1 protein-coding gene is annotated in these 1,347 nt (G+C 37.7%); it reads right to left on the bottom strand.

All coding sequences use genetic code 11. The annotated features are described in order from the left end of the window. Positions 1–159: 159 nt before the first annotated feature. Positions 160–729 (bottom strand): hypothetical protein, encoded by a 570-nt coding sequence (locus tag ACED25_RS23415; RefSeq protein WP_016799065.1) that lies wholly within the window; start codon positions 727–729, stop codon positions 160–162. Between the last annotated feature and the right edge of the window lie 618 nt (positions 730–1,347).

Here is a 1,347-nt window from a genome sequence, read left to right as displayed (position 1 = left end):
ACCTTGGAACTTCAAACACTGACAAGTCGCCCCGTGGGTTCATGGGGCGGATACGCTTTTCAAGCTCACGCTATGCTTACCTTGCCATAAATAACAGGGTTTAGCATGAACGCTAATTGATCAAAAAACCATCACACCTCAACGCTAATTTGGGGTACGTTAATAATTATTAACATTAGTGATAGCAGAAGATAAAGTTGTTGTTTTGTACTTCCAATAAGTAATTTTAGTTGCTTGATTTTTTCCAACATTTCCAAAGTAACTTTCCCAAGCATCGCTACTTGTTAGTAACTCAGAAAACATATTACTCAAATCGCTAGTTGTCCAAACCTTTTTATAACCTTTAGTCCCTGTAGGAGCTGGACTTTTCTTATTTACATAATTATCTACTTTGTACTTATCTTCATAAGCCATAAAAATAGTGTATACAACACCTTGAGGCGCTGATTGTTTATACCATGGAACAACTACAAAATGGTGAACAGCTGACCCCATTAAAAAATGCCACACTTCTGTTTCTGAGTTTGCTCCGGAAAAAGCAAGAGCCGTATTTATTTGACTCTGCATATTTCCTTTATTTTCAATAACAGAACCATTGCCAGAATCGTTCTGAACAGAACCGTAAACAGCACGACTAAATTCAACTGGTACAGATGGGCAATTACTCAATTGCATCAGTTTTGAATTATTCTCTATAGCTAAAATTAGATCTTCACCTGTGTTACTCATATTTTGCTCCGTTAAACGTATAAATCGGGAATAAAAACCAGCAAATATACTGTATATAAAAACAGTATTCAACCAGGGACAAGGCCGCTATTTAGTTTATAAAATGGCGCTCCTTATCCTTATAGTAAAGAACACTTAATATCCCTGTGATCATCCTCATCGGGCGAGGTTTTACTGCGAAATTGCTAATTCTTATTGACGCAAGTTTTAGATTGCGGAGGACGGCTTTAAAATTGTTGCAACACAACCTCACAAAAATCGGTGTTTATTATTACTATTTGGTAAATGTGCGAGTTTGCTATCAGAAACAGCCCTCAGACCACCTCAAACGCTCTTAGCGAAGATTTTAGACACTTGATCAAGGCGGTATGCTTCCATAACGCCTTGTAAGTTTGTGACGCTTTAAGATCGGTTTGTAGAGCAAAAGTCATCGAGTTGCTTTGAACTAAGAACTGCACTCTGATACCCAGTTTACGTTCTTTTTGAGTTTGGGTGTCAGATTAGTTCTATTAGGCCAAAAACCACTCGACTGTGAATACAGACTTTTTGGCGAAACCAATTTAGGGGCAGAAATGAGCTAGAGCTACTACTCTAATGATTCATTAGAACGAATAGCAG

The sequence above is a fragment of the Vibrio sp. 1F263 genome (genome assembly GCF_041439035.1).
Taxonomy (GTDB): domain Bacteria; phylum Pseudomonadota; class Gammaproteobacteria; order Enterobacterales; family Vibrionaceae; genus Vibrio; species Vibrio tasmaniensis_A.
This window is presented reverse-complemented; position numbering and strand designations above follow the sequence as displayed.

Excerpts from the sequence above, each read along its gene's own strand:
- ACED25_RS23415 (WP_016799065.1), bottom strand. The coding sequence starts at position 729 with ATGAGTAACACAGGTGAAGATCTAATTTTAGCTATAGAGAATAATTCA.